This is a genomic window from Flavobacterium sp. (assembly GCF_047602195.1).
Taxonomy (GTDB): domain Bacteria; phylum Bacteroidota; class Bacteroidia; order Flavobacteriales; family Flavobacteriaceae; genus Flavobacterium.
The window spans coordinates 643,447-661,552 of the sequence record NZ_JASGHW010000003.1; the positions used below are offsets into that span (position 1 = coordinate 643,447).

At 48.7% G+C, this 18,106-nt stretch carries 20 protein-coding genes; 5 read left to right on the plus strand and 15 right to left on the minus strand.

Features of this window, described 5'->3' with window-relative positions; all coding sequences use genetic code 11:
* Positions 1-81: 81 nt before the first annotated feature.
* The gene (locus tag QM717_RS06365; RefSeq protein WP_415035955.1) at positions 82-1,008 is read left to right on the plus strand and encodes a DMT family transporter; all 927 of its coding nucleotides are present in this window, start codon (positions 82-84) and stop codon (positions 1,006-1,008) included.
* Between the two features lie 280 nt (positions 1,009-1,288).
* On the opposite strand, the gene QM717_RS06370 is transcribed toward QM717_RS06365, so the two are convergent.
* The 7 genes from QM717_RS06370 to QM717_RS06400 form a co-directional block, all read right to left on the minus strand.
* On the minus strand, positions 1,289-1,666 hold the full coding sequence (locus QM717_RS06370; RefSeq protein WP_415035957.1) for an iron chaperone: 378 nt from the start codon (positions 1,664-1,666) through the stop codon (positions 1,289-1,291).
* A gap of 21 nt (positions 1,667-1,687) precedes the next feature.
* Positions 1,688-2,215, minus strand: a complete 528-nt coding sequence (locus tag QM717_RS06375) for a DUF4269 domain-containing protein (RefSeq protein ID WP_415035959.1) — start codon at positions 2,213-2,215, stop codon at positions 1,688-1,690.
* Positions 2,212-2,562: an MmcQ/YjbR family DNA-binding protein gene (locus QM717_RS06380; RefSeq protein WP_415035961.1), complete on the minus strand. Its 351-nt coding sequence runs from the start codon at positions 2,560-2,562 to the stop codon at positions 2,212-2,214. The genes QM717_RS06375 and QM717_RS06380 overlap by 4 nt, the downstream gene beginning before the upstream one ends.
* Positions 2,563-2,572: 10 nt before the next feature.
* Positions 2,573-3,871, minus strand: coding sequence for a hypothetical protein (locus tag QM717_RS06385; protein WP_415035963.1), 1,299 nt, complete (start codon positions 3,869-3,871; stop codon positions 2,573-2,575).
* A gap of 21 nt (positions 3,872-3,892) precedes the next feature.
* Positions 3,893-4,663 carry a class I SAM-dependent methyltransferase gene (locus QM717_RS06390; RefSeq protein WP_415035965.1) on the minus strand — a complete coding sequence of 257 codons (771 nt, stop codon included), beginning with the start codon at positions 4,661-4,663 and terminating at the stop codon, positions 3,893-3,895.
* Positions 4,664-4,673: 10 nt separating this feature from the next.
* A complete protein-coding gene (locus QM717_RS06395; protein WP_415035967.1) occupies positions 4,674-5,027 on the minus strand; it encodes a hypothetical protein in 354 nt (117 codons plus the stop codon).
* 86 nt (positions 5,028-5,113) lie between these two features.
* Complete coding sequence (locus QM717_RS06400) at positions 5,114-5,974, minus strand: archaemetzincin (RefSeq protein WP_415035969.1); 861 nt, start codon at positions 5,972-5,974, stop codon at positions 5,114-5,116.
* Between the two features lie 126 nt (positions 5,975-6,100).
* Here QM717_RS06400 and QM717_RS06405 point away from each other — a divergent pair, with 126 nt between their 5' ends.
* Entirely contained in the window at positions 6,101-6,244 is a 144-nt protein-coding gene (locus QM717_RS06405) for a hypothetical protein (RefSeq protein WP_415035971.1), read from the plus strand.
* A 60-nt stretch (positions 6,245-6,304) separates the two neighbouring features.
* On the opposite strand, the gene QM717_RS06410 is transcribed toward QM717_RS06405, so the two are convergent.
* The 3 genes from QM717_RS06410 to QM717_RS06420 all read right to left on the minus strand — a co-directional run bounded on the left by QM717_RS06410 (position 6,305) and on the right by QM717_RS06420 (position 10,569).
* Positions 6,305-8,590: a T9SS type B sorting domain-containing protein gene (locus QM717_RS06410; RefSeq protein ID WP_415035973.1), complete on the minus strand. Its 2,286-nt coding sequence runs from the start codon at positions 8,588-8,590 to the stop codon at positions 6,305-6,307.
* A gap of 197 nt (positions 8,591-8,787) precedes the next feature.
* Positions 8,788-9,678: a helix-turn-helix domain-containing protein gene (locus QM717_RS06415; protein ID WP_415035975.1), complete on the minus strand. Its 891-nt coding sequence runs from the start codon at positions 9,676-9,678 to the stop codon at positions 8,788-8,790.
* 69 nt (positions 9,679-9,747) lie between these two features.
* A complete protein-coding gene (locus tag QM717_RS06420; protein WP_415035977.1) occupies positions 9,748-10,569 on the minus strand; it encodes an SDR family NAD(P)-dependent oxidoreductase in 822 nt (273 codons plus the stop codon).
* 9 nt (positions 10,570-10,578) lie between these two features.
* Between QM717_RS06420 and QM717_RS06425 the strand changes: the two genes are divergently transcribed.
* On the plus strand, positions 10,579-10,968 hold the full coding sequence (locus tag QM717_RS06425; protein WP_415035979.1) for a hypothetical protein: 390 nt from the start codon (positions 10,579-10,581) through the stop codon (positions 10,966-10,968).
* Between the two features lie 162 nt (positions 10,969-11,130).
* Complete coding sequence (locus QM717_RS06430) at positions 11,131-11,496, plus strand: hypothetical protein (RefSeq protein WP_415035981.1); 366 nt, start codon at positions 11,131-11,133, stop codon at positions 11,494-11,496.
* Between the two features lie 81 nt (positions 11,497-11,577).
* On the opposite strand, the gene QM717_RS06435 is transcribed toward QM717_RS06430, so the two are convergent.
* Positions 11,578-13,263, minus strand: coding sequence for a zinc-dependent metalloprotease (locus QM717_RS06435; protein ID WP_415035983.1), 1,686 nt, complete (start codon positions 13,261-13,263; stop codon positions 11,578-11,580).
* A gap of 327 nt (positions 13,264-13,590) precedes the next feature.
* On the opposite strand from QM717_RS06435, the gene QM717_RS06440 reads away from it, so the two are divergent.
* The gene (locus QM717_RS06440) at positions 13,591-13,827 is read left to right on the plus strand and encodes a hypothetical protein (protein WP_415035985.1); all 237 of its coding nucleotides are present in this window, start codon (positions 13,591-13,593) and stop codon (positions 13,825-13,827) included.
* 53 nt (positions 13,828-13,880) lie between these two features.
* Here QM717_RS06440 and QM717_RS06445 read toward each other — a convergent pair whose 3' ends face one another.
* The 4 genes from QM717_RS06445 to QM717_RS06460 form a co-directional block, all read right to left on the minus strand.
* The gene (locus QM717_RS06445) at positions 13,881-15,548 is read right to left on the minus strand and encodes a CocE/NonD family hydrolase (protein ID WP_415035987.1); all 1,668 of its coding nucleotides are present in this window, start codon (positions 15,546-15,548) and stop codon (positions 13,881-13,883) included.
* 60 nt (positions 15,549-15,608) lie between these two features.
* Entirely contained in the window at positions 15,609-16,097 is a 489-nt protein-coding gene (locus tag QM717_RS06450; RefSeq protein ID WP_415035989.1) for a hypothetical protein, read from the minus strand.
* Positions 16,098-16,106: 9 nt separating this feature from the next.
* Positions 16,107-16,937, minus strand: coding sequence for an NYN domain-containing protein (locus QM717_RS06455; RefSeq protein ID WP_415035991.1), 831 nt, complete (start codon positions 16,935-16,937; stop codon positions 16,107-16,109).
* A gap of 114 nt (positions 16,938-17,051) precedes the next feature.
* Positions 17,052-17,915 carry a DUF5694 domain-containing protein gene (locus tag QM717_RS06460; protein WP_415035993.1) on the minus strand — a complete coding sequence of 288 codons (864 nt, stop codon included), beginning with the start codon at positions 17,913-17,915 and terminating at the stop codon, positions 17,052-17,054.
* Positions 17,916-18,106 lie beyond the last annotated feature (191 nt).

The window sequence follows — 18,106 nt, forward strand, 5'->3', positions numbered from 1 at the left end:
AATCATCACTCGAGGCGCAGCCGAACTGTTCGGAGCGCAGCGTAGAAAATCAATCAATCACATTCAATCACATCCAATCCAATGAAATCAAATCCAAAAGCCTACCTTGCCCTGTTCATCGTCTGTTTCTTCTGGGGTACGACTTACCTTGCGCTGCGCATCGGCGTCAAAGACTTTCCACCGTTCTTGTTTTCGGGCATTCGCCAATTTTCGGCCGGTTTACTATTGTTTATCGGGATGTATTTTTTCGGAAAACTCGAGAAAATGTCGGTCAAGGATGTGCTGCGCCAAGCCTTGCCGGGAATATTGCTCATCACCTTGGGCAACGGCATCATCGGTTGGGCCGAATTGTACATCCCGAGCGGACTGGCTGCGCTGATCGTTTCGGTCATGCCGATTTATATCGTGGTCATCAATCTCATTTCGGGCAAGGAGCAGAAAAAGTTCAATGCCAAGACCATTGCGGGTTTTGCGCTGGGCTGCATCGGGATTGTGCTCATTTTCAAGGACAACCTGGGCGATCTGGGCAAACCCGAATACCTTTGGGGCGTGCTCGCGTCTTTTGCGGCCTGTTTCTTTTGGGCAATCGGCAGCATTTACATCAAGAGCAATACGTTCCATACGAACGATTACTCGAATGCGGCTATTCAGTTTACGAGCGGCGGTATCGGCTGTTTCCTGTTCTCGTTGTGTTTTGACGATTACAGCAGGCTCGAATTCATCACCTCCGAAAGCCTGTGGGCCTTGTTGTACCTCACCTTGATCGGGTCATTGCTCGCGTACATGAGCTACCTTTATGCGATCAAGCATTTGCCGATTGTGGTCGTATCGACTTATGCCTATGTCAATCCCGTAATCGCCATTTTACTAGGTGTGGCGATTTTGAACGAAAAAATTACTTGGTTCACGGTGCTCGCGCTTGCGACGACTTTATACGGCGTGTTCCTGATCAATGCGGGCTATCGGTCGGCACCCGTGAAATCGAAAATAGCACCCGCCGAAGCCTAACGGCAATTTGGGATCAACCATAAAAAAAGAGAAGCTTTGTGTAAAAGCTTCTCTTTCGTGTCTCGTGCGCATCCGGTTTTGTGTTGCGCCTTACCGGTAAAGGATTACTTTGCTTTGGAAAACTCCATTGAACCTGTATCATCCCTGTGCATCCAGACACTTCTTTATGAAAAAAATTGGTGTGTAGCTGTTGCTTCAACAGAAACAACATTGGCAAACTTAGTATGTATTTGAAGGCATCGGTTTATAGGATTTGGCCCAAAGGTTTCAAGATTCCCATTTATCCTTGTTTCTTCTTCGATTTTGCCTTTTCGAGATTTTCCTGTACACGGAATGCGACGATTTTGGCAATCAACGCGAGCGGCATCGGTTGGTCTATCGGAAATTGGATCGAGCCTTTCCCCATTTTGTATCGGGAAAGTTCTTTCTGGAATGCCGCATTTCCCGAAGGCAGCGCATAAAACCCGATGTGTTTGTCATAGGCCGCAAAATAAACCAGGTTGCCGTTCAGCTCGAAAGCCGGCATCGCATAGCTGATTTTTTCCTTGGCCCCGGGCGCCGCTTTCTGGATGGTTTGGCGAACCTGTTGCAGGATTTTTTGTGTCGCTTCGGGGAAAAAAGCGATGTAGGCATCAATATTTTCAGGTTTGGCAGTCATGGTCAGGCGTTTGACGCTAAGTTACTCCAAAACCGATTCATAATCAAGCAGTTTTTGGTACGGGTCGCCTTCGAGACCGAGCAGATGTGCAAACGCGGGCTCGGTTTTATATCCCGATTCCTTGAGTGCAATGACCTGCCGTCTAAACGTTTCACCTTTGCGTTGCAGTATTTTGTATTCGATGAGCATGTGCCGGTAACCATTTTGCTGTTGCACGGGAATCGGTTGGCCAAAGATTTCAACTTCAAATCCGCCGATCGAAAAAGCCGATACGATTGTTTGGTGTCCATTGGTTGTGGTCTGCTGCAAATGGAATCCGTCCCGATGGTTGAATGCCGCAATCAAGGTGTTCACAAATTCAGATTTGTCGCGGTAACAACACGCAAGGTCCAGGTCGCTCGAATCGATGTCGATGGCAATCGGTATGGTCCCGACCAGTACAGGCGAATAATCCGAGAGCAACGGCAGGATTTTTCCCAACACCGCATGCGCCCGGCGTTGTTTGTCGTTGCCGGTTTTGAGGTAATCGGTATTGGAAAAGTCAATCATCGTCCGCTGATTTCATTTTGCAGTTTCTTGGTCAGCCTAGAAAAGACGAGTTCATAGGAATGCCTCGCAAGTTGCTTCCACTCGGCCTCAGAAAATCGTTTGAGATCGTCTACCAAAACCCATTTGTTGCGTGCCATATAGGGGGCAGGGATGATGCCGTCGCGCGTGGTGAGCGCATCAAAATTGTCATCGTCGGTTTTGAACGAAGCCGTAATGGGGACGCTGTCGGGGCTGGTCACGAGAAACATTTTGCCGCCCACATTGAAACAAAGATGGTTTTCCCATTTGATGTCTTCGGTGGCACCGGGAAGCGAAAGGGCAAATTCGCGGAGTTTTTCGATGGTCATATCTTGAAATTTAAGGAATCGAAATGGAATCGGACAACAGGCTGTCGGTATCAAAGTCAGGGAACACCGTGTTGATTTCAGCGGCGACCCGATTGCGGCCTACTTTTGCCTCTTTGCCCTCACCAACAATGCTGAGCCAATGCCAGCAACCCATCAGTTCGAGGTGGGTTTGCAGGTATGCCTCCAAAGTCATCGCCGTCCGGTTGATCATAGAACGTCCGGTGGCATAGTTGACCAATGCTTTGTCCTGGCCATCGATACAAAAGGAAGTAAATCCCGAGTCGCCGCTGTATTTTTCCAGCAGGAAGTTTTGTTTCAAAAAGGCCAGGTTGTCTTCTTCGCCCGTCCAGATGACTTTTTTGTGGATGTCCGGGCCGCCCCATTTTTGGCTAAACGCCCCATCGGCGCCGCCCAACATTACCGTGATCGGGGCCAGGTTGATTTGCCCGGTGGGGCCATCGGGATGCGACCAGTCGATTTCAAGGCCGTCGATTTGCTGATAAAAGGCCAGCACGAAATCTGAAAGTTGGAATCCCAATGTTTCGCGCGCTTTGATCAAAAGACCGGCAGAAGCACCCGCCACAGCGCCCTCGGTTTGCACCACGGCGCCTTTTTCCTTGAGGTGCTTAAGTTTTTGGCCCAACCGATTTTTAAAATCGAATTTTTCCCTGGTGGCAACCAATGGGCAAGATTTTTTGGCCAGGGCGATTTTATCCAAAGGGAAACCGGCGATGCCTTGCGCCATGAAATAGTCATACAACGGATCGTAAATGTAATGATCCGAAATTTTGGCGGGATCATCGATGTAAAATTGCTGCCATAAATCGATGCCCAAATATTGGATCGATTTCTCGAGGTAATCGGCAAAAGAAAGGTTCAATTTGTTGTAGTATTTGCTGAACGTAATCAGTTGCAATTCGAGCAAACCGTCCACTTCATGGGCGATGACGTAATTTCCGGGCGTGTTTAAAATATCGATGACCCAAAAATTCCCGTAAGGCAGATCCAAATCCGACAGGTCGTCACTGAGTCCAACTTCGGGATTTCCAACCAAATCAGCCGACCGCAATTCGAAAGCATAAGCCATTTTTTGAGGCAATCCTTTGGTTTCGGTCGTAATGAAAATCCCATCGCTCAAGGCATAGAACGCAAGCAATTCTTGGGGTAAAGCAGTTTTTTTAAGGAGCTTGGCCAATTCCTTGTCGGTTTTCGGCGGATCGATAAAATCGAGTTCTACCGAGAAATTCGGATGCGCTTTTAATTCGTCGACCTTATCGGCCAAGCGATCGATGCTGTTGGTTGTATCCACGTGTTTTCTTTCGGTTGTTGATCATTTATTTGGGTTGGAGACAATCAGCCGAAGTGCACAAGTAAAGGTCGGCAGTTGCCTGAAATGGCCATATTTGCGGTCCCATTCCCCGGAATCCAAATCCGATTGCAAGCGACCGACCAATTCGGCTTCCAATCCATCGGGCAAAAATCCCCAGGCCGATTGCGAAAGCCGCACCTGTTTTTGCAGGAAAGCTTCGGGTCGGCCGTAAAAGGCTTCCTGGAAACCGTCGACACAATCAAGCGGAATCGGAACCGCGACCACTTCGCAATTTCCGCCCAAGGCATTTGCAATCGTATCGATTTTCGGGTAACGCGCTTTCTCCACCGCAATGAGTTCGGGAAAATAAGCCGCATTCCAAAAATCGTCGAGCGCATCGGGATCGAACGTCATGACAATGACCGGTCCTTTGGTCACGCGACGCAATTCCGAAAGCCCTTGGGCAATATCGGGCCAATGGTGTACGGTGACCATCGCCATCGAGGCATCGAATGTTTGGTCGTCAAACGGAAGGTTTCCCGCTTTGGCATCGATGGCCGGCACTTTGCCATTTTGCAGGCGTTGCGCGCGCATGACCGAGGACGGCTCGACCGCAACGACATATTTGTCTGAGGGTTCGTAGGAACCGGCGCCGGCCCCGACATTGAGTATGGTTTGGGCAGGGCTTAAAAAATGGTTGACCTGGGCCGCAATGCGCGGGTCGGTCTGCCGATGGCCCGAATACGTCTGGCCAAACTGGTCATAATTGAAAGCCGGATTTTTGATTTCCATATCAGAGGATTTAAGGATTGATCTGCAACAACAGGGCGCGATTCGAGTTTTGCTTGCCGTGCATCAGGATGCGGTCTGTTTTTACCGAATCGATCTTGAAAACCTGTCCGTAGAGCGTCAGTGTGCTGTCTTTCTCGGTGTAGGACCAATCGCCCAATCCCGTTTTTTCTTTCGAATTCAAAGTTTGATTGTAGCATTTTCCATCGGTTTCAAAAATGAGCCCGGAGACAAAATCCATGCTTTTGGGTACCGTCGGACCATTGACAAAGCCCCATTGGTGGCCGGTAAGGGTTTGTTTCAAATCGCCTTCCTTTTGGCAGGAAAACAAACAAAGCAGCAGGAGCAGGGAAAAGGTGTTCTTCATTTTTTTGGATTATGGTTTGCGGAAATTGACCCTCATTTTGTTATCGTCAGAAAATACATTTTTCGATTCCCGAAAATAGCTATTTATCAAATCGCGTCCAAATCCTTTCGCATCAAATCGGCCGCTTCCTCAAGTTTATTGCGTTTGAAAAAAGCCTCCAGATCGAGCAGCCTTTTGCGGTGGTCGTATTGCAGTGACGAATGCAGTTTTCTTTGGCAATAGGAGCACAGCCGTACGGGATTTTGGTCGGTTTCGTTAATGTTGTTCGTGCCGTTCATCACACATTGCGCGTCGATGCAATGGTGCAGGCCGAACATGTGTCCAATCTCGTGCGAACTGACCTTGATCAGTCGCAACAGGCAAAGATTGAAATTGGCTTCGGTGAGTTGGCCGTCCTGAAACCTGAAAATCGAACTCACGCCCACATGGTCTTGGTAAGACGCCAATCCGAACACATAATTCCATTCGGGTTTGGGATACAAGTCGAATTTGGAAAGTCCCATGACGGCAATGGCTTTGGGCGGTTTCTCCTTCTTCAAGAGGCTGTCGAGAATATAACCGGCCAGCATTTGTTCGTGGCCTTCCAATCCTATGCGGCGTGCCGATTCAGGGATGGCCGATTCGGGAATTTCGCTTCCTATTTCGGTATTGAGCTGGAAAAAAAGCGAAAGATATTCGCACGTCAGATCGAGTTGCTTTTGCTGGAGTGCATTAAAAATGCCGATGGGTTTGATGTGAATCATGTTGACACTGTCGTTAGGAACCAATGGGTTCGACAATTTGAACATCATCAGGTTTTGCCCACTTTCGTGATGCGAATCGAGCCATTCGCCCGGTTTGGGTTTGGGCATCTTCAGGTCGTTTGGGGCGACATGGTCGAAATAATCCCTTGGTTGCGGTTGGCAACTCAAACATACAATGGCCAGTAACAGTAAATATCTTTTCATAAAAAAATAACGCGGGCCTGGTTTTATTTATTGCAGATAGAATCGGGTCACAAACTTCTGTTAAATAAAGGATTGGGGCCAATAATCGCAAAACGGTGGCGTTCTGTATGTTCAATCGATAATCCTATGAAAGCCAAAATCACCTTATTGGTCCTTGCCCTGACGGTGCTGCTGCAATCCTGCGCGTCGCACTGCGGCAACAAGAGTTGGCGGACGGCCAGGTTCGTCTACCAGCAGCCCACAACCGAAGTCTTGCAACCACAGGCTTGATTATTCAAACGAGTATTCCAATCCATATAGGAAGCCCGGTTTTTTGCCGGGCTTTTTGATTTAGCGAACCATCGAAAAATGGCCTTTGTACTGTTTGCCGTCACGGCGTGTAACGACAAACCAATAATCGGTAGAAGGCAAGGGGCGGCCGTTGTGTTGTCCGTCCCATCCCGGTGAGTTTCCGGTAAATGAAGCCAATAATTTGCCGTAGCGGTCAAAAACGGCCACTTTTATTTCGGGTTCGAAGGCACCGAATTCAATCGCCCAACGGTCATTGTAACCGTCGCCATTCGGGCTGAAAAATTTCGGGTACATGAGCAATACGGCTTCCTGTGAAGTCTGGCCGCAACCATTTTTGTCCCGAACAAATACGGTATATTTTCCCGGAAATAATCCGGTGAATACCGCGCTGTCCTGGTAATGGATCCCGTCGATCGAAAATTCATAGTTGCCTTCATCTTGCATCAGTATGGCAATCGAATTGTGTGCGTCGCTCCAGTCTTGCACTTGAAGCTGTTTGATAACCGGTGCAACCGATTGGCGCACCACAAAGGTCAAGGTTTTTTCGCAATTCAGCGCACCCATGGACTCGGTTATGGTCAAGGTATACACACCCGCTGTGGTGATTGCAATCGATCGCGTGGTTTCTGAAGTCGACCACAAATAACTGCTGAAACCAGCAGGAGCGGTCAACGTAAGCGTAGCCCCGCTGCAGATCCAATGGTCGAGCGGCATATCGATTTGGGGTTTCGGAACCACATGAAGGTTGAAAAAGGTTTCCGAATGGCAGCCCTGGGGCGAAGTCAACCGCGCATAAATCGCCTGCGGATTTGTCGCATTGGTATAATTTGAAGCAAGCGCATTGCTGTTGGCTTGTGCCTCGGCCAAAGACAGGTGGTAACTCACCGTAAAAAGCGTAGAGGCCAATCCGCCCAGGATGGCGTTGTCCTGCGAAGACAAATCGAAAACCTGCTGGCCATTTTCGGCTTCATCACAGGCCATCATATCGGGTGGCTGGACCGCAACTGGGGTTTCCATAACGGTGATTTCCTTGAGGAAATACCGCTCGTAGCCGCCCTTGCGCGCCTTGGCCAAAACCCGATACGATCCCGGAATCGTGTAGGTATGCTGTGGATTGGGTTGGTCCGAAAAACCGCCGTCGCCAAAATCCCAGTGCACGCTGTCGGGCGCAATCGTCGTTTGCATCGCAAAGGAAATGGGATTGCCCGTACAGTCGTCCTGCGCCGTCACACCGGTGATGTAAAGCGCACTTTGGAAAATGACCGGAAGGCCCCAGAAAGTCCGGCGGCCCATCAGGTCTGCTGTCAGCGGAACCAGGTCGCAACCGGTGCCGACGATCTCGGGCTTGTTGATGACCGAGAGCCGGGTCGCGGCATAAGAAGTGAGGTAAATTTTAGAATCGGGGCCCAATGCCATGCTGCCGACCGGAAAACCCATGTCGCTGATCAAGGTACGCGATCCAGGGATGTCGGTGGCTGTCAGGTCGTATTGGTACACCCGGTTGATTTCAGTACCGTAGAGTACATTGCTCGTATGCGAAAATTGGGTTCCGAAATTGCTGTTGCTCGACAGCGTAATCGGGTTGCTGACTGTTCCGGTGGCCGCATCGAAATCGAACAGTTGGAGGTTCATGTCGTTGTTGGCCATGGCCAAACGCGTTCCGTCCGGCGAAACCTTCATTTCGCCAAAAGACCGCATCTCCATACCGGTAATGGCACTGCCAACAGTACTGACCACGGGAGCATTTACCCCAGAAGCGGTGATCCGCCAAGCGTAGAACGCATTGTTGTCCCATTGATGCCCGATGACCCAGACATCATTGCCATTGGCATGCGAAACAGCCGCGAGCTTTTCGCAGGCAGGTGTCATGAGCGGAATATTCCTGATGACCACATCACCGAGACCACCGTCGGCGGTTTGGTCCACAATCGAATATTTGATGCCGGCCGGTCCCGCAAATTGGTCGGCCGTAAAGAGATAATACCGGTTGGGGTTCCCTGGATCGGGGAACGAGACGGCAGGCTGTGTACTGGAACTACCGCCGTGCAGATCGCCTCCGTTGGGCATGGGTTGGTGGTTGCGGTTCATGACGCGTATGCCGTTGGTGTAAAACAACAGTTGGCCGGTTTGATCGCAAACAGTCGACGTGCCTTCCATGCTGTTGAGCTGGCTGTCGGTCAGTGCGGTCGGTACGCCAGAGACAAAGTCGAGCCCTGCGCGGTTGCCGAAATACCACAGGTGGTCGTGTTGTGCATGGGCAGCAACTGAAAAGCCCAACAACACGAGCAACACCATCCGAAAGGAAAAAAGGGAAATGAATTTCATCACCCAAAAATAACAGTGGTTGCTCCTGTATGTGGAAAGCAATGTAATGAAGGTGCTTTTTAGGCGTATGAAAGCCGTTCTTTCGCAGCGGAATCGTTTTGGGGAATGATAAAACAAATGGCTTGGAATCATTGGATGTCAGTTGGTTATCCTATGATGCCAAACCATGAATTGGGTTGCGTAAAAACTTTTGGGCTTTAATTGAGGATTTCGCGCTTGAATTGATTCGGGCTCAGCCCCGTTTCTTTCTTGAACAGCCTCGAAAAGTACGGCGGATTTTCGAACCCGAGCCGGTAGGCTATTTCTGCAACCGTCTGGTTTTCGCCCGCGAGCAGGTTCTTGGCTTCCGATACCAGAAAAATATGGATCAGGTCGATGGCCGTCTTTCCGGTTTCCTGTTTGAGCAAATCGCTCAGGTAGCGCGGGGACATCTGCATTTCTTTCGAAATCGATGCCACACTGGGCAATCCCTTTTCGCTGAGGTTTCCATCCTTGGCATAGGCCGAAAGCGCATCGTTGAAACGCGTGACGGTGGTTCCCGCCATCGGAATGCGGTTCAGGAACTGGCGTTTGTAGAACCGTTGGGAATATTTGAGTATCGAATCGAGGTGGCCGAGAATAATGCCGCGGCTGAATTCGTCGGGATTGTTGTGGTATTCGTTTTCGATCTTGGCGTACAGTTCCCAGATGGTCTGTTCCTCCTTGGGCGACAGATGCAGCGCCTCGTTGGTTTCATAATCAAAAAAGCCATACTTCTTGATTTCGGCATGCAAAGGATGTCCGCTCAGGTAATCGTCGTGGAAATAAATCCCGAAACCTTCCTCCTCGAGTTCGATGTTGCGCATCTCGAGCGTTTGCCTCGGACGCGTAAAAAACATCGAGCCGCTTTGGTGGTCATAGCGGGTTCGGCCATAGGTGATGGTGCCCGATTTCATTTTCTTGAAAGACACCATATAAAAATCGCCCGTAAATTCGGTGGCGCCCGAAGGACAGCTCTGCGTGCAGCGCATCAGGCTCAGCAAAGGAATTTCGGGGGCTGGATAATTGTTGGCGCGATGCATATCGGCCAGGCTGTTGAAATGTAGCATGGTTTCTAGAAAAGTAGCCTGCGCTTTTGAAGGCGCAGGGCTATTGAAAATGATACCCAAAGATAAGGATTATTTACCATGGGCGTCGGCTGAAATTTCTTTCCAGTCTTCCCAGGTTTGGAGTCGGTCGGCATAGACTTGTTGTGTCCACGGCAAGGCGACTTTCCCGAGGAACAGGCGCAATGGCGGATTTTGGGCATCGACCAATTGGAGGATCGCATGGGCGGTCGCTTCGGGTACGCCAAAAACATCCGGATCTTTCAATCCTTCCTGGAAGTTAGCCTTGACTTGGTCGTAGGCGGCAATCGGATCGGCGTGCTGTGCTGATACGCTGGCCCATTCGGTGGCAAAACCGTTCGGTTCGACGAGGGTTACATTGATGCCGAAATCCTTGACTTCCTGTGAAAGTGTTTCGCTGAGTCCTTCCACGGCAAATTTAGAGGCATTATACACCCCAAGCACCGGAAGCGTCGCGATACCCAAAACACTCGATACCTGGATGATGTGGCCGTGGCCTTGCTGGCGCATGACCGGAAGCGCGGCCTGGGTTACCCAAAGCAAACCGAATACGTTGGTTTCGATCTGTTCGCGCGCCTGTGTTTCGCTGGTTTCCTCGATGGTACCGAATACGCCGTAGCCGGCATTGTTGATGACAACATCGATGGTACCGAAATGGTCTTTGGCTTTTTGGATCGCCGAGAACGCTTCGCTGCGGTTGTTGACATCGAGTTTGATCGGCAGCACTGCATCGCCGTATTGCTGGGTGAGTGCTTCCAAATCTTTTGGATTTCTGGCGGTGGCCGCCACTTTATCGCCGCGTTTCAAGAAGGCTTCGGCCCAAATTCTCCCAAATCCGCGGGAGGCTCCTGTAATAAAAATGGTTTTAGACATGATGGTGTGATGATTAAATTACAGGACAAAGTTAGGCCGGGTACAAGCGTTGCGTCTTATACAAAAGTGTGGAATGCTGATACGGATTTACGAAGGTCAGCGGGAAATAAAAATGGCAAACCAATCGATTGGGCCGTTAATCCAGTAGAGGCAAAACAGTACCAATCCGGTGCCAACCAGATAACCGAGAAATCCGGAGAAGGAAAACTTGTCCGGTTTTTGGAAAATTTTCATCAGCAGAAAGGCGACCAAAAACAGGCAACCCAAGTCGAAAATAAAATTAATCAAGGCGGCAAGAGGCATAAATTCAAATCAAAGGGTTATTTTTTGGACAACTTGAGTGGGCTGCACTTGATGCGTTCGGTGGCTTTGTACAGATCGCCTTCATCCATCGAATAATAGATTTTGTCGACACGGCATTGGCAATCCCTGCGTGCTCGATTCAAATATAGTGAAACAATCTGTTTTTGAAGCGCTGTAACAATGGTCGATTGCGTGAAAATTCGTAGCTATGCAATTACAGAACGACCTGTCTAAGAAACGCATCATTTGGCAAAATTTATGGACCAGCAAACCGCACATTATATTATCACTTACTATCCTAATCTGATGTCTGATAAGGAGAAAATGGCTTGGAAACATTTCTCAACAACAAGCAAGCTTGCAGAAAGCAACAATCCCGAATTGCTCGAAATGTGTAAAAGAAAAGGCTGGATAAGCGAAGACCGGGAAATTTTAGTCTTATTGGAAAATGGATATGATCATTTTGAACGCAGCACGGCCCAAAGAATACTCCAAAATTTCCCTGAAGAAGTTTTCCTCAATGTTTGTCCCAAATGCGGTAAATTGGCGAGAACTCCATCGGCAAAGCAATGCAGGTTTTGCGGACTCGATTGGCGTAATGAAGGCAACAGCATCCGCCGCTGAGTTCATTTATTGGTTCTTGATCGGAAAGTCAATATCTTGGCAGAAAGAAAGCGGCCCGTTTGAATCGCGTTTCGCCTAATGCTAATCTTTTACAACTTTAATATTCCTCGTGCCGCCCGGAAAGTCTATTCTCAAGAAATAGGTCGCTGCCTCAAATCTTGAAAAATCTACCGTGTAGTTGTTGTCCTTGACTTCCAGTTCCAATAATTTCTGCCCAACGATATTGTATATGCAGATTTTGTCCATCAAACTTGGTGCGCTGACGTGAAATAATTGTCCAACAGGGTTAGGGTAATATTTTACTGTCGGAACAGAAAAATGATCCGTTGACAGGTTGCACGCCTCCGGGACATTGATTACGGTAGTCTGCACGATTCCGCTTACGTCGTCGCAATAAGGAACGATCTGGATTTTATATTTTGTACTGCAAGTAGACGACGGGGTGGCATCCAAACTATAATTGACATGGTCCACAGTATTTTCATGCGTTAAATAGTCAGACCAAAGGTTGGTGGTGTAGTTGTACAACCGGGTTTTGTAGGTTAGGTTTTCTTCCGGAACCCACGACAGGTTAACGGTAAAATCGGTGGTGTCGACAGCATAATTAAAGTTTTGGACCGGCACACTGTGGCAGGCGATGTCGATACAGTCATAGATACAGGTATAGGTACCCAGAAAAGTGTTGAGTTCATTAATGGAAATAGAATGCCAGTTGGTCGTAGTTGGGGGTGACCCTGCGGCCATGATGTTCGTACCTACTCTATGGCTGCAACTCATGTTGTGGCCCAATTCATGCGATAAAACAAACCGGGTTCTATTGGTATTATCCGTGAAATTTTTTAGAATCGCCATACGCGACTTAAAATCCTGGTACTCGCTGGGACACACATGGGGGATCGGCAATTGTCCAAGCCCGTCGAAATCTGCTGCCCCCACATTACCCTGCCAGAAAACATGCGAGTCCGAAACCTCCGAAAACATCTTGGTGTATTGGTGAGAATATTGCATTTGGGTTCCATTTATCGACATATCATTGGTCGTCGGCCAATAATTGCAGTTTTCACAGGTCAGGATGAAGCTTTGCAATACCTGAAAATCCACATCATATGCCAGTCCGTTGGCTATTTTGTAGTTAAGCCTCGATAAATTTAAAATTTCCAGTGTACGGTTAAGTGCCACATCCGGCGAATTGTACTGTGTATAAAATGAATAGTCCATCGCAAAGTTGAGGTACCACGTTTTGCAGGCGTTGGGTATTGTTGTTGACGCCCGCTTATTTTCTTCCGACGTCTTTCCGTTTATGTTTTTTTCATCGGTACCGCAAATGCTGGATCCATTGTCAATGATGTCCTTTTCTTCATAATATACATACAGGTCATCGCCCAAATTTTTCTGGAACCTGTTGAGCGGTTCCAGAAAAAACGCTTTACCATTTTCTTTGATGTAGATCAGGTATTGCTTTTTGAATACCGAAAATGCCACTTGATGATCGGGCGCCAAGTTTTTATTGAGGTAATACTTTCCTTCAAATTCCTGGGCGTTGGGGCCTTCCATTTCGGTATCTTTACTTGTTTTGATGATGGTCTTGTACCGATCGGCCAATAAACGGCTTTCATCCAATACAAAACGATAGGAACCCTGACAGTCTATCTGGATTTGCTGCCCGTCGGCAATCGACAGGTTGTCGTCATCGAGCGCAAAAATTTTATAGTCGAGAAAGCGTTCTTTTAGATCCACTTCTGGTTGGGTGATCGCTGTAAAAGACATTTTATTTTGGGCGTAAAGATTTCCCAAAACCAATAGATAAGCCGCTAACGTTAGGAAGGTCTTCATATTAAATCCTTGTTTTTGGCTAATGTACACTATTTTTGTAAATAGGCTCAGGGCATGACCTGGAAACGCCACACCGACTGTCAATTTGAAGTGAAACAGCAGAATTTTGTAACGAAATTTTGATTCTGTTAAATCGCTGTTATCGTTGTATTAAAGTTCTATTAAAGGCGATTCTGATTGCGATATAAAGTGTAATTTTATACCAGATTTCGGCGTTCAAATTATCGAAATCGCAGTATAAATACACAAACATCAATCATTATGAAAATTTCCAAACTTTTGTTGCTCGGATTTGCAGGAGCTGCTCTGATGGTCATCGCCAAACGTCTCATCAACGTCGAACGCGATGCCGCAGCCAACGATGACGAGCTGGTTTTCGATTCCGATTTCATCCCGGGTTCGAAAAAACTCAACCTAGACATTCCCGAACACATCAACCCGAGCTGGTTCCGTGCGCCCAACCGCCACGCCGATGACAGCGACGCGATGTTTATATAACGTTTAGTTTTTATATTCAGGACGCCGGGGTATGCAATTGCCCCGGCGTTTTTTTATTCCCAAATGGGGATCTGGACGCGGCTGTCGTTGTGCCACTGGATTTGCAACGGTTCCCCGGCATCTTTGACGGTTTCTACGGCAGGTTCTTTACCCGAACCGTAGTTGATGATTTCGAACGGATGTTTGTTCACATTGAGTAGTATCACCAACCGGCTGCCTTTGCTGATTTGCTTGCTCACCAAACGCGTATTGCTGAAAGGAATTGTTTCTTTTTTGCCGGGCTTGAGCAATTGTCGCTTCGATGGATTTCGGGCATAACTCGCGCGGCCCACGTAACGGGTCAGGAAAAAGTAACGGCCATCTGGCGTCTGCTCGTAAAGCGCCATCGAAACGTCGAGGTCTTTTTTGTTGAGGGTGGCGTAAAGTTTTCCTTCGAAAGCACCGTTGATCGAAAATTCCTTTTCAAAAATGTCCGATCTAAAAACCAATCCGTTGCTCACATCGAGCGTATCGAATACAATGTTTGGGGTGTAATAGGCATTTTGATCTTCGCGGTTTTTGAAATCGACTTTTTGCAAAGACGGGCTGTTTTTTCTGGGTTTTTTCTGCGAAAGCAAACCGTTGTCGAAGTAAAAAGTCAAGCTGCGGTTGCTCATTTTTTCGATCGAGGGCGCACTTTTCCACTGATTGCTTCCCATGACTTCATAGTTGACTTTGTCCTTGAGCAATGCCGGTTTTTTTCCATCCTTGAGGATGTAATCGAGCCAGTCGAATGCCAATTGCTGCATGCTGATCTGGGCGACGGGGTCGATTTTGTAGCCCATCAATTCGGGTGCGGCGTGGCGTTGGCCGCTCCAATGGTCATAAGGCCCGATGACCAGATAATGGTTCGCATTCCTGTTGTACCGCATGTGCTGTTTGAAATACCGCAGGGCACTGATTTGACAACCGTCGTAATAACCGGTCGTCGTAAGCACCGGGATGTCGATTTCGGCGTATTCTTTCGGGGTCGGCGCCAAGGATTGCCAATACGAATCGTAAGCCGGATGCCGGAGCCATTTCTGGAACAACCGGTTGGGCTGTCCGGCCAGGCTGTCCAGTTTTTGGAAGGCCACACCGTTGTCGAAATATTGGAATACCAGGCCGCGATCCAACGGTGGAAATTTGAGGATGTCGTTGGGCCATTGCAGGATGTTTGCAATCGGGACATCGTTTTCCATCGGGAAATCGTAGCCCGGCATCACGGCCACCTGCGGCACAATTGTCTGGAGCGCGGGATGTAGTTTTCGGGCAGCCGCCCATTGCGAATAGCCGGTATAGCTGCCGCCGTACATGCCGACTTTTCCGTTGCACCACTTTTGTTTGCTGATCCAATCGATGATTTCATAGCTGTCGGTTGCCTCGTTTTCGTAAGGCACATATTCAGCCAGGTTTCCCCTGATGCCGCGTGTGTAGGCAATGACACCTACATAATCCCTGTCGGCCAACCGTTTGGCGATTTTTCGGTCATTCCGGCCTTGGGAATAGGTCGTGTAAAAAAGGACAACGGGCAAAGCCGCATCAACATTGTTTTTTTTGACAACGGTAGCCGATATTTTTTGACCATCGGGAAGCGGAATCCAGACACTGTCGGCAATGTCATAAAGGAAGTCATCGTCAGGAATGGTCTGCGCATGGGACGAAAACACAATAAAAAGCAGGAAAAGCAAGATGTTCTTCATGGTGGTCGTGTGGTTTAGCTGGCATGACGAGCCTCATTGCCGAATGTTACCAACCTTGGTTTATTGCTTGTACGACTCCGGGCTGGTCTTTGCAAAATACACTTTGCGGCTTTTCCCCGAATTGAAGTATTCGATGATCTGCTGTTTCTTCCGAAGGTAAATTTCGTCCGCGTAAACCGCCTGTCCAAAACCGCAATCGTATTGTCCTTCAACTGTTTCAATGGTTAGTTTGTCCTTGTCGAACGCCATTTTCCATCGGCAGTTGTTTTCGGCTCCATCCGATTTCTGGAAGAATTCGCCCTTGCCTTTTTCGACTTCGGCACGACCGTACAACGCGCCCACATGGTAAGCCGGCGCACCGTTGGCCAAATCGATGTAAAACAACACGCTCGTGTCGGTTTCGGGATAAATGATGATGCTGCCGTTGGGTGCTTCGGTGTCGTTGCCGAACGTGTAAATACCGGCATAAATGGCCGTTTTCAATTTACCCGGATGGGTTTGGCCCCAGCCGGTTGGGATGCACAACAGACAAAACAGCAGCGTTTTCATAAGCCGAATTTAACTGAACCGCATGCGCACAAACACATGCTTGATGCCTCTTTTTTCCGAATCGCGCTCGTCGATTTCCAAAATATCGTTCATCGATTTGAGCATCGGCGTGAGTTTCGAAAAACCGTAATTGCGCGGATCGAATTCGGGTTTCTTGCGCGAAATCAAACTGCCCACGTCGCCCAGGAATGCCCAGCCGTCGTCGTCTCCCAAAGCTTCGATCGTCGATTCGATCAGTTCGATGGTCTTGAGGTCGATGGTGTTGAGTGCTTTCTGCGGGGCTTTTTCGGTCGCCTTCTTGGTCGCTTTTTGTTTGGCCTTGTTTTCCATTTCGACGGCTACCGGCTCGGGAATCGAAACGCCCTGTACCGGCACTTCCTTGGCCGGTTTCTTTTTCTTGGCGCCTTCGAGCACCTCGATGAAGATGAAACGGTCGCAGGCCGCGATGAATGCCTTCGGGGTTTTCTTCTCGCCGATGCCGATCACTTTCATGCCCGATTCGCGCAGGCGTACGGCCAGTCTCGTAAAATCGCTGTCCGAGGAAACGATACAGAAACCGTCGAGTTTGCCCGAATACAACAGGTCCATCGCGTCGATGATCAGCGCCGAATCGGAGGAATTTTTCCCCGTGGTGTAGGCGTATTGCTGCACCGGCGTGATGGCATGCTCGGCCAGTACGGTTTTCCAGCCGTTGGCGTTGGGCCGTGTCCAGTCGGCATAGATGCGCTTGGTGGTCGGGGTGCCGTATTTGGCGATTTCTTCCATCATGCCTTTGACATTCGAATATGGCACATTGTCGGCATCGATGAGTACGGCGAGTTTGAGTTCTTTGTTTTGCATTTTATTTTGAGTAGCTGAGTGCCTAAGTAACGGGGCACCTTGGATTTGCTCAAATGTACGAAAATGCAATCGAAATCGCGGCAGGAACTTTCGATGAAATGTGGTTTATTCGAATTATTTCAAGCTGTCGAATTCCACAAATTGATATTCAGGCGAGCATTCGAACAATTGCCGCAAAACGGCGGCGTGGCCATTGCCGTAAATCATCAGGATGCGGTCCTGCGGCGTGGTGATTTGCTGCACTTTCCTAAAAATCCGGAGGTTGCGGTTGTACCACCAGATCGAAAGGATGTCGGCGCCGCGCGTGTCGTCGAGTTTGAAATCGCCCACGAGGTAAGCGCCATAGGTGAGCTGGTGGGATTCGCGCGAATTGAAGCGTTTGAAATACTGCAGCAGATTGGTTTTGGGCAACAGGCTTTCCTCATAATTGTACCACTCGAAAATCTTGGCAGCGTACGGATCATCGGTCTTGAAGTCGAAACCGTCGAAAAATTTTTCAAAGTACGCCGGGTTTTGCTTCGAGAGTTCATCGTCGAACGGAATCGCGTCGATGCTGTACACGGTGTCGAGGTTCATTTCGGTGGCGATGCGTAGGCCGAGTTGGTACCGTTCGTCGCGTTCGTTTCGGAATTCGCCCTTTTTGTAACGTGCGAGTTTTTCGCCCGCTTTCCATTCGGGCATGGCTTCTAGCACAATTTTGGTGGGTTTGAATTTTTTGATGTAGGCGACCAATTCGCTGACCTCAGATTTTTTGGGTTCGCGCAATACGTCAATTTTATTGTCATCGGAGGTTTTGTGCACGTCGAGACCCGGATAATCGAAATGGAAGGTGCCAACGACCAAAATTTGGGCTTTTTGTTTGGGGAAAAAATCGGAGGCGGGTTTAGCTTCGCCCTGTTCGGCCTTGCCTCGAGTGGGATTGTTTTGGGCGGTAAGGCCCGCTGAAGCCAGGAGGCACAGCAATAGCATTTTCTTCATGATTTGATTTTTTGATGATGATGATGGTTCAAGGACTGCGATTGTTTGGCAGTGTTACAATTGGAGGTAAAATGGTTTGTTTTTATTGCCAAAGCCTAGCCCCGATTGTCGCGAAAATCCTTTTTATCGCCTGCGATCAGCAAGGCGAAAAAAGATTGCAGCAGAAAGCGGGAAATTGCTCCTAAAAAAAG

Bases quoted from the DNA above. Each gene is read 5' to 3' on its own strand.
- QM717_RS06365 (WP_415035955.1), top strand. From the start codon at position 82: ATGAAATCAAATCCAAAAGCCTACCTTGCCCTGTTCATCGTCTGTTTC.
- QM717_RS06370 (WP_415035957.1), bottom strand. From the start codon at position 1,666: ATGACTGCCAAACCTGAAAATATTGATGCCTACATCGCTTTTTTCCCC.
- QM717_RS06375 (WP_415035959.1), bottom strand. From the start codon at position 2,215: ATGATTGACTTTTCCAATACCGATTACCTCAAAACCGGCAACGACAAA.
- QM717_RS06380 (WP_415035961.1), bottom strand. From the start codon at position 2,562: ATGACCATCGAAAAACTCCGCGAATTTGCCCTTTCGCTTCCCGGTGCC.
- QM717_RS06390 (WP_415035965.1), bottom strand. From the start codon at position 4,663: ATGGAAATCAAAAATCCGGCTTTCAATTATGACCAGTTTGGCCAGACG.
- QM717_RS06395 (WP_415035967.1), bottom strand. From the start codon at position 5,027: ATGAAGAACACCTTTTCCCTGCTCCTGCTGCTTTGTTTGTTTTCCTGC.
- QM717_RS06400 (WP_415035969.1), bottom strand. From the start codon at position 5,974: ATGAAAAGATATTTACTGTTACTGGCCATTGTATGTTTGAGTTGCCAA.
- QM717_RS06405 (WP_415035971.1), top strand. From the start codon at position 6,101: ATGAAAGCCAAAATCACCTTATTGGTCCTTGCCCTGACGGTGCTGCTG.
- QM717_RS06410 (WP_415035973.1), bottom strand. From the start codon at position 8,590: ATGAAATTCATTTCCCTTTTTTCCTTTCGGATGGTGTTGCTCGTGTTG.
- QM717_RS06415 (WP_415035975.1), bottom strand. From the start codon at position 9,678: ATGCTACATTTCAACAGCCTGGCCGATATGCATCGCGCCAACAATTAT.
- QM717_RS06420 (WP_415035977.1), bottom strand. From the start codon at position 10,569: ATGTCTAAAACCATTTTTATTACAGGAGCCTCCCGCGGATTTGGGAGA.
- QM717_RS06425 (WP_415035979.1), top strand. From the start codon at position 10,579: ATGATTAAATTACAGGACAAAGTTAGGCCGGGTACAAGCGTTGCGTCT.
- QM717_RS06430 (WP_415035981.1), top strand. From the start codon at position 11,131: ATGGACCAGCAAACCGCACATTATATTATCACTTACTATCCTAATCTG.
- QM717_RS06435 (WP_415035983.1), bottom strand. From the start codon at position 13,263: ATGTCTTTTACAGCGATCACCCAACCAGAAGTGGATCTAAAAGAACGC.
- QM717_RS06440 (WP_415035985.1), top strand. From the start codon at position 13,591: ATGAAAATTTCCAAACTTTTGTTGCTCGGATTTGCAGGAGCTGCTCTG.
- QM717_RS06445 (WP_415035987.1), bottom strand. From the start codon at position 15,548: ATGAAGAACATCTTGCTTTTCCTGCTTTTTATTGTGTTTTCGTCCCAT.
- QM717_RS06450 (WP_415035989.1), bottom strand. From the start codon at position 16,097: ATGAAAACGCTGCTGTTTTGTCTGTTGTGCATCCCAACCGGCTGGGGC.
- QM717_RS06455 (WP_415035991.1), bottom strand. From the start codon at position 16,937: ATGCAAAACAAAGAACTCAAACTCGCCGTACTCATCGATGCCGACAAT.
- QM717_RS06460 (WP_415035993.1), bottom strand. From the start codon at position 17,915: ATGAAGAAAATGCTATTGCTGTGCCTCCTGGCTTCAGCGGGCCTTACC.